General features: G+C 70.5%; 9 protein-coding genes. 1 reads left to right on the forward strand and 8 read right to left on the reverse strand.

Annotated elements, in window-relative coordinates; all coding sequences use genetic code 11:
- Nucleotides 1-52: 52 nt before the first annotated feature.
- Complete coding sequence (locus tag ACFYY6_RS25180; RefSeq protein WP_389195264.1) at nt 53-1,246, forward strand: DUF5667 domain-containing protein; 1,194 nt, start codon at nt 53-55, stop codon at nt 1,244-1,246.
- Nucleotides 1,247-1,374: 128 nt separating this feature from the next.
- Here ACFYY6_RS25180 and ACFYY6_RS25185 read toward each other — a convergent pair whose 3' ends face one another.
- From ACFYY6_RS25185 to ACFYY6_RS25220, 8 genes are all read right to left on the reverse strand, one after another.
- Nucleotides 1,375-2,406: a lysophospholipid acyltransferase family protein gene (locus tag ACFYY6_RS25185; protein ID WP_389195267.1), complete on the reverse strand. Its 1,032-nt coding sequence runs from the start codon at nt 2,404-2,406 to the stop codon at nt 1,375-1,377.
- 40 nt (nt 2,407-2,446) lie between these two features.
- Nucleotides 2,447-3,547 (reverse strand): NAD-dependent epimerase/dehydratase family protein, encoded by a 1,101-nt coding sequence (locus tag ACFYY6_RS25190; protein WP_388652205.1) that lies wholly within the window; start codon nt 3,545-3,547, stop codon nt 2,447-2,449.
- A 183-nt stretch (nt 3,548-3,730) separates the two neighbouring features.
- Complete coding sequence (locus ACFYY6_RS25195) at nt 3,731-3,829, reverse strand: 30S ribosomal protein bS22 (RefSeq protein ID WP_003948845.1); 99 nt, start codon at nt 3,827-3,829, stop codon at nt 3,731-3,733.
- A gap of 151 nt (nt 3,830-3,980) precedes the next feature.
- Nucleotides 3,981-4,193 carry a helix-turn-helix domain-containing protein gene (locus ACFYY6_RS25200; protein WP_014046653.1) on the reverse strand — a complete coding sequence of 71 codons (213 nt, stop codon included), beginning with the start codon at nt 4,191-4,193 and terminating at the stop codon, nt 3,981-3,983.
- Between the two features lie 128 nt (nt 4,194-4,321).
- Nucleotides 4,322-5,137 carry a phosphatase gene (locus ACFYY6_RS25205; RefSeq protein ID WP_388652203.1) on the reverse strand — a complete coding sequence of 272 codons (816 nt, stop codon included), beginning with the start codon at nt 5,135-5,137 and terminating at the stop codon, nt 4,322-4,324.
- A gap of 123 nt (nt 5,138-5,260) precedes the next feature.
- Entirely contained in the window at nt 5,261-6,433 is a 1,173-nt protein-coding gene (locus ACFYY6_RS25210; RefSeq protein WP_351635332.1) for an acetoin utilization protein AcuC, read from the reverse strand.
- Nucleotides 6,402-7,607: an MFS transporter gene (locus ACFYY6_RS25215; RefSeq protein WP_389195274.1), complete on the reverse strand. Its 1,206-nt coding sequence runs from the start codon at nt 7,605-7,607 to the stop codon at nt 6,402-6,404. Before ACFYY6_RS25215 ends, ACFYY6_RS25210 begins: the two co-directional genes overlap by 32 nt.
- A gap of 54 nt (nt 7,608-7,661) precedes the next feature.
- Entirely contained in the window at nt 7,662-8,306 is a 645-nt protein-coding gene (locus ACFYY6_RS25220; RefSeq protein WP_351521386.1) for an HAD family hydrolase, read from the reverse strand.
- Nucleotides 8,307-8,421: the final 115 nt, after the last annotated feature.

Consider the following 8,421-nt stretch of genomic DNA (forward strand, 5'->3'; position numbering starts at 1 on the left):
CCTTCCTGACACCCAGGGGAGTCGACCGTCATGACGAGAGGAGGTGCCGCCAGTGATCGCAAACGTTTCGGCGCACCGGCGGGCGAACGCCTTCGCCCAGGCCCTGGAGGAGCAGCCGCCCCGCGACGAGGCGGCCGCACAGCCCGAGGGAGCGGCCGAACAGGCCGACCACGGGCCGCTGTTGGCCCTGGCGAACGGCCTCGGTGAGCTACCGCGGCCGGAATTGGATCCCGAAGTCAAAGTGGTGCAGCGAGCCCAGCTCGTCGCCGCCATGGAGGCCATGTTCGCCGAGGGCGGCGCGTCCGCGGGCCCTACGGTGCCCGAGCAGCGCACGAAGGGTGCCCATCGGGCCTCCGCGCTCCGGAAACTGCGTCCGCGTTCGCGCTGGTCGAAGGGGCTCGCGGCCGGCGGGCTCACCGTCGGTGTCGCGGCGGGGGCCTTCGGCGGAGTGGCCGCTGCCAGTTCCGACGCCCTGCCGGGTGATTCGTTGTACGGGCTCAAGCGCGGCATGGAGGACATCCATCTCGGGCTGGCCAGCGGCGACACCGACCGCGGCGAGGTCTACCTCGACCAGGCGTCGACCCGGCTGAGCGAAGCCCGCCGTCTGATGGAGCGCGCCCGTTCCGGCGACCTCGACCACGAACAGCTCGGTGAGATCCGGCGCACGCTCAATGGCATGACGCACGACGCCACCGAGGGCCACCGCCTGCTCCGTGCGGCCTATCAGCGGGACGGCGCCATCGGCCCGATCCAGACCCTGGATTCCTTCTCCCGCTCGCACCGCGGGAGCTGGAGCAGCCTGCGCGACCGGCTGCCGCTGCAGCTGACCGATGTCGGCAACCAGGTCAGCTCGGTGTTCGACGCCATAGACGAGGAGGTCGGGCCGCTGCAGTCGCTGCTGCCCCATGGCCCAAACCGGAGCGACGACGCGAAGCGGTCCGACACCGGGGAACACAACACGGCCCCGTCCCATACGGGCGGGACCACGCCCTCCGCGCCGGACGTCCCCCATGACCGGACGAGCGACGGCGCCACGCCCCGCCCGTCCGACGGTTCCGGCAGCGCCACCTCCGAGGGCCTGCTCTCCGGTGGCACCGACGGACTGTTCGGCACCCAGCCCCCGCGCACCGACCCGTCCACCGGCGGCCGGATCAGCCCGCCGCCGTCCCCGGACGTGACGCTGCCCCCGCTCCTCCCCGGGCTGCTCCCGGGTCTGGGCATCAACGGCGAGCACGTGGACGAGTGACCCGTCCCTCACCCCTCGATCGCCGGCCGTCCCGAGCCGGTCCGGAGATCGAGGGGTGAGCCGCCGAATGGACCCTTCGACAGGATCCGGCGAAGGCATCCTGTCGAAGGACCTGGCGGGAGAACCCGTCAGAAGAACACCGACCTCCGCTGCACCAGCAGCTTGTACAGGGTGTGCTGGATCTGCTCGCGCACCTGATCGGTCAGGTTGAACATCAGCATCGGGTCGTCCGCCGCCTCCATCGGATACCCGCTCGTGGAGATCGGTTTCCCGAACTGGATCGTCCACTTCGTCGGCAGCGGCACCGCTCCCAGCGGGCCCAGCCAGGGGAACGTCGGCGTGATCGGGAAGTACGGGAACCCGAGCAGCCGGGCCAGCATTCGGGAGTTGCCGATCATCGGATAGATCTCCTCCGCGCCCACGATCGAGCACGGAATGATCGGTACCCCCGCCCGCAACGCCGTGGAGACGAAACCGCCCCGGCCGAAGCGCTGAAGCTTGTACCGCTCCGCGAACGGCTTGCCGATGCCCTTGAAGCCCTCCGGCATCACCCCGACGATCTCGCCCCGGCCCAGCAGCCGCTCCGCGTCCTCCGTGCACGCCAGCGTGTGACCGGCCTTGCGGGCCAGCTCGCTCACCACGGGCAGCACGAAGACGAGATCGGCGGCGAGCAGCCGCAGATGCCGCCCCGCCGGGTGGTTGTCGTGCACGCCCACCTGGAGCATCAGCGCGTCGAGCGGCAGCGTGCCGGAGTGGTTGGACACGATGAGCGCGCCCCCGTCCGACGGGATGTTCTCGATGCCCCGCACCTCGACCCGGAAGTACTTCTCGTACAACGGCCGCAGCATCGACATGAGGACCTGGTCGGTCAGCTCCTCGTCGTACCCGAACTCGTCGACCTCGTACTCGCCGGTGACCCGCCGCCGCAGGAACGCGAGCCCGGCGGCGACCCGCCGCTCCCAGCCGTCTGCGCTCTCCGGAGCCTGCTCGGATCCGTCGGGATCCTCCCGCGGCGACTCGGCGTCCTGCTGCCCCGGAAGGGCGCTGACGGCCGCGGTGCCGACCCCGGGGCCCGCGGTGGACCTGCGCCGCGCGGAGCGCGGCGGGCCGCCCGCCCGCGAACGGTCGTCGTCGAACGGAATGACCTTGGCGTCCGCCATCGTCGATGCGCTCCTCTGTTGCCTGCCGGTGCCGGGGGTTCTACTGCCTGCCGGCGCTGGGGGTCGGGGACGTGCCGCCCGCCCCGGTGATCCGCGACGCTCCGCCCGCCGCCCCGATGAACGGTGCGGCGGCCAGCCTGTCGACCGCCCGTCCCACCGCCTCCGGCGGCAGCAGACCGGGGCCCTGACCGCGCGCGAACTCCGCGAACGTCTCCGCGGTGGTGAACGCCGGGTGGAACCCCAGGGTCTCGCGCATCTGGACGGTCGACACCACCCGCCCGTGGGTCAGCAGCCGGATCTGCTCCGGCGAGAAGTCCGTCATGCCGGCCCGGCGCAGCGCCTGACCGACCCAGGTGACGGCGGGCAGCAGCAGCGGCATCGTCGGCCGTCCGAGCCGCCGCCCGCACTGCGAGAGCAGCAGCACCCCGTCCCCGGCGATGTTGAAGGTGCCGCTGTTCAGCGTCCCGCGCCTCGGCTCCCGCGAGGCGATGCCCAGGACGTCGAGGACATCGTCCTCGTGCACGAACTGGAGTCTCGGGTCGTACCCGAACACCGTCGGCAGGACGGGCAGCGACAGATAGTCGGCGAGCGGCGAATCCGCCTCCGGCCCGAGGATGTTCGCGAACCTGAGCACGCACACGGCGACGTCCGGCCGACGGCGCGCGAAGCCCCGTACATACCCCTCGACCTCCACCACGTCCTTCGCGAACCCACCGCTGGGCAGCGACTTGGGCGGGGTCGTCTCGCTGAAGACCGCCGGATCGCGGGGCGCGGAACCGTACACGTTCGTACTGGACTTGACCACCAGCCGCCGTACGCGCGGGGCCTTCTGGCAGGCCCCCAGCAGTTGCATCGTGCCGATGACGTTGGTCTCCTTGACCGCGGTCCGGCCTCCCGTACCGGCCGACTTCGCGGAGACGTCCAGATGGACGACCGTGTCGACCGCGTGCTCCGCGAGCACCCTCGCGATGGTGGGCCGACGGATGTCCGCCGCCACGAACTGGGCGTCGCCCAGCGAGTGCCCGGGCGCGACGGCGTCGACGGCGATCACCCGGTCCACCTCCGGATCACGCTGGATGCGCCGCACGAAACGGCCGCCCAGCTGCCGGGCCGCTCCCGTGACCAGCACGACCTTCCCCAAGATCAGCGCCTTCCGTCGAAAGGTTCTACCTGGCCGTCACCGTAGCGGGTGGACGTCGCCCCGCGACGACCTCGCGGCGGGCTTCGTCCGACTCTTGGCCCGAATGCGGGTACCTCTCCACAACGCGCCGCAGCCCTCCCGCCATTTCGGCGGGAGGGCTGCGGAATCACGAACCGCGTTCGCTTACTTCTTGTTGCGACGCTGAACGCGCGTGCGCTTGAGCAGCTTGCGGTGCTTCTTCTTGGCCATCCGCTTACGCCGCTTCTTGATAACAGAGCCCACGACTACCCTCGCTCACTTCTCGGAACATCCCCACGCCAGCGGGGATCGGTGCGGGGCGTCTGGGCCCACACGACCTACGTCGGCCTAGCCTACCCGCCACCGCGTGAGGGACGTAATCCGAGGCGAATATCAGGTGGACTCCGCCCCGGTATCAGGCGGATTCCACCCCCACGAAGGACTCGCGGAGATACTCGTGAACCGCTTGCTCCGGAACCCGGAAGGACCTGCCCACCCGGATCGCCGGCAGATGACCGCTGTGCACCAAACGGTACACGGTCATCTTCGACACCCTCATGACCGAGGCGACTTCCGCCACGGTCAGAAACTTGACCTCGTTGAGAGGCCTTTCGCTGCCAGCAGCCATGACCCACCTGTACCTTCCGCACGAGACGCGCACCGGCTTCCCCTCCGGTGACTCTTCGTCGTTGTGCGCTCACTCCCCAGATTAGGGGCGGGTGATGCGAGTGGGGAAGAGGAGAGGTGACCGGCCGCCTACTGTGACAGACACGCCCGATTGAGTACATAGCGCGTGAGCGGCAGATAGGAGGCGGACCGTACGGCGTCGTCGAGCGGCACGGCGACCGACACCCGCCCCTCGGCCTCCCCGACGAACAGCGCGGGGTCGTCCGTGTCCGCCAGCCCGATCGCCTCGATGCCCAGCTGACCTGCTCCGCAGACCCATCCGTGGTCCCCGACGACCAGCCCGGGAAGCCGCCCACTGCCCACCGCCGCCGCCTCCAGGGCGACCCGTACCGGCAACGGCGAGTGGGTGTGTGCGCCGGTGCCGTCACCCGGACTCCGTGCGCCCGGCTCACGCACCATCGCGACCCCTCGTACGTAATCGAGGCGGCACGTACGTACGCCGAACCGGGTCGTTATGTCGATACATCGCCCCTGCGCGGGGGTGAGGACGGGACACCCCGCCGCCGACACGGCGTCTGCCAGCGCTACGTAGAAACCGAGCAGCCGATGCGGATGCCCGGTGCCGAACAACACCGGCGACCGTCGCGAAGCGGCCTCCGACAGCCGCCCGGCGAACGCCTCCAGCCCCGCCAGAGTCCGTTCGGGATCGATCACGTCGGGGCCCGAGACGAAGGCCGGATCGTCACAGACCCCGCACTTGTCGGCCATCAGACGAAGAAGCTCGTACTCGTCCCAGTCCCCCTCGGGGGCAAGGCCGAGCGTCATGCGCGGATCACGGGCCGCGAAGAGCCGATAGCTCCGCAGGCTCGCCTCCCGCGTCGTGGCCACAGGTCCGGCCAGCCGGGCCCTCAACAGATGCGCACGCAGCGCTCCGGTGCTCAACACCCCGCCGATGCTTCCCCAACCACCCGAACGGGAGGCCAAAAGCCGGATGACGCCCCACCGTTGGCGTAACGGAACTCGACGCGTACGAGAACTCCCGCGACCACGACACGGAACGACGGGGTCTCAGGCCAGCAGCCCCCGCAGCGGGAACGCCGCCCGCCGGGTCGCCAGCACCGCCTGGTCGAGCCGGTCCGCGGGGTCGTACCCCTCCTCCCACGGCTTCCAGGAGGGAGCACGCCCGTCCGTCATCCGGGCCGGCCCCAACCGCCGTGTCCGCGCGTAGACCTCGTCCCGCCACGAGGACGGGATCACCGACTCCGGATCCACCGGCGTGTGCGCGGCGATCCCCACCAGATGCGCCCAGGACCGCGGCACCACGTCGACCACCTCGTACCCGCCACCGCCGAGCGCGATCCAGCGCCCGCCCTCCGCGTGGGTGTGAGCGAGTTCGTGACAGGCCGTCATCACGGCGCGCTGAGCGTCCAGCGACACCGCGAAGTGGGCGAGCGGGTCCTCGAAGTGTGTGTCGGCCCCGTGCTGGGTGACCAGGACCTGCGGCCGGAAGTCCGCCAGCAGTTCCGGCACCACCGCGTGGAACGCCCGCAGCCATCCCGCGTCGCCCGTGCCGGCGGGCAGCGCCACGTTCACCGCGCTGCCCTCGCCCGCCCCGATGCCGGTCTCCTGAGGCCAGCCGGTCTGTGGGAAGAGGGTGCGGGGGTGCTCGTGCAGCGACACGGTCAGGACCCTCGGGTCCTCCCCGAACGCCGCCTGCACCCCGTCGCCGTGGTGCACATCGACATCGACGTACGCGATCCGCTCGGCGCCCAGTTCCAGCATCCGCGCGATGGCGAGCGCCGCGTCGTTGTAGACGCAGAACCCGGCCGCGCCGCCCGGCATGGCGTGGTGCAGCCCGCCGGTGAAGTTCACCGCGTGCGCGGTGTCGCCGCGCCACACCGCCTCGGCCGCGGCCACCGACTGCCCGGCGATCAGCGCCGACGCCTCGTGCATCCCCCGGAACGCGGGGTCGTCGACCGTCCCGAGCCCGTAGCGCTGATCGGCCCGCTCCGGATCGGCGGAGGCCGCGCGCACGGCCGCCACGTAGTCCTCACGGTGCACCAGGCGCAAGGTCGAGTCCCCGGCGGGCCTGCCCGCCACCACGTCCACAGCACGGTCGAGTCCCAACGCCCGCACCAGCCCCATCGTCAGGGCGAGTCGCACGGGGTCCATCGGGTGGCCTTCCCCGAAGTCGTATCCCGTGACTGCGTCATCCCACATCAGCTGTGTGCGGCCGCTCATGCCCGCCACCGTATCGGGCGGGCGGCGCGTCGAACGACTTGGCGTACGCCAGCGTCGCGAGCACCAGCACCATCGGCACCAGCATCGCCCCGCGGTAGCTCCACGCGTCCCCCAGCACCCCCACGAGCGGCGAACCGATCAGGAAGCCCACATAGTTGAAGACGTTGAGCCGCGCGATGGCCGTCTCGCTCGCGCCGGGGAACATCCGCCCGGCGGCGACGAACGTCTGCGGCATGACCACGCACAGCCCGAACCCCAGCATCGTGAACCCGAGCATCCCGAGCCAGGCCCCGCCGGCCGCCGCGACCACGGCGAACCCGCCGGCCGCCAGCACACTCCCGAACCGCACCACGGCCACGGCCCCGAACCGCCGCACCCCGAAGTCCCCGACGGTCCGTCCCAGCAGCGTCGTCACCATGTAGACGTTGTACGGGACGGTCGACAGCTGCTCCGAACTCCCCAGCACGTCATGGAGGTACTTCGCACTCCAGTTGGAGACCGTCGAGTCCCCGATGTACGCGAAGCTCATGACGAGACAGAGCGGCATCAGCAGCTTGAAGGAGACCGAGGCAGCGTCCTTGGTCCCTTCCTCCCCCGGTCCCGCGGCCGCCGCCCCGCCCTCGACGTACCACCGGCTGCCGACGAACGCGGCGGGCAGCAGCACGACGACGGCCGGGAGGTACGCCATCAGCAGCGAGAGGTCCCAGTGCGCCGCGGCCCACGCCGTCGACGCCCCAACGATCCCACCCAGGCTGTACGCGGCATGGAACCCGAGCATGATGGAACGCCCGTACGCCCGCTGGAGGCTCACCCCGATCATGTTCATGGAGGCGTCGAGCGCCCCGACGGCGAGCCCGAACACCCCGAGCGCGAGCGCCGCTTCCCACAGCGCGTCACCCGCTCCGGCGGCGACCAGCGCGAGCATCACCACGGGCTGCGCCCACCTGAGTACGACGCCCGGCCGCACCCGCGAGACCACCTTCTCGGTGATCACGCTGCCCACACCGGCGAGGATCGGCACCGCGGCCAGAAACGCCGGCAGCAGTCCGTCGGATATCCCGTACCGGTCCTGGATCGCGGGTATCCGTGTCACGAGCAGAGCGAACGTGACTCCCTGCGCGAAGAAGCTCAGTGTGAGGGAGGCCCTGCCGTGCCGCAGGCGCGCATCTGTCATGGCCACAGTCATGGCGGCGAGCGTAGGGCCAGTCTCTACCCGTGGGTAGAGAGATCACGCGAGCATTTCCCGCAGTTGGCTCATGTCGGAGAAGAGGCCCGTCACCCCGGTGAGCCGGTCCGCCGGCATCATCGACGTGAACCCGTACACGTCCATCCCCGCGGCCTTCGCCGCCTGCACACCGAGCGGGCTGTCCTCGATGACGACGCACCGCTCGGGGGCGACGCCCATCCGTTCGGCGGCATACAGGAACAGGTCCGGCGCCGGCTTGCCGCGCCCGACGTCGTCCACGCTGAAGATCCAGTCCTCTTCGAACCACTGGTCCAGCCCGGTCTTGAGGTGCCCGACCCGGATCCGCTCATGGCTCCCGGACGACGCCACGCAGTAGGCCACCCCGTCGGCGACGAGCCCCGCCAGCACGTCCTCGACGCCCGGCACCGGTACCAACTCCTGGCGGAACGCCGCGAATACGCGCGAGTGAAACGTCTCGTCGAAGTCGTCGGGCAGCTTCCCGCCCGTTCTCTCCTCGACGAGATCGTGCACGCGATGCACGGCGGCCCCCATGTAGTCCCGAAGGCTTTCCTGGTACGAGGTGGGGTGGCCGAGTTCGGTGAGGTACTCGGCCAGGATCGTGTTGGAGATCGGCTCGCTGTCCACGAGCACCCCGTCGTTGTCGAAGATGACCAGTTCGTAGCGCATGGTCCGAGACTAGACGCTCCGAACGCGAGAAAGCCCCGCACCACAAGGGTGCGGGGCTTCCCCACAAAAACTGTTCGGCGGCGACCTACTCTCCCACAGGGTCCCCCCTGCAGTA

The organism is Streptomyces sp. NPDC001750, from assembly GCF_042892615.1.
In the GTDB taxonomy this organism is placed as follows: Bacteria; Actinomycetota; Actinomycetes; order Streptomycetales; family Streptomycetaceae; genus Streptomyces.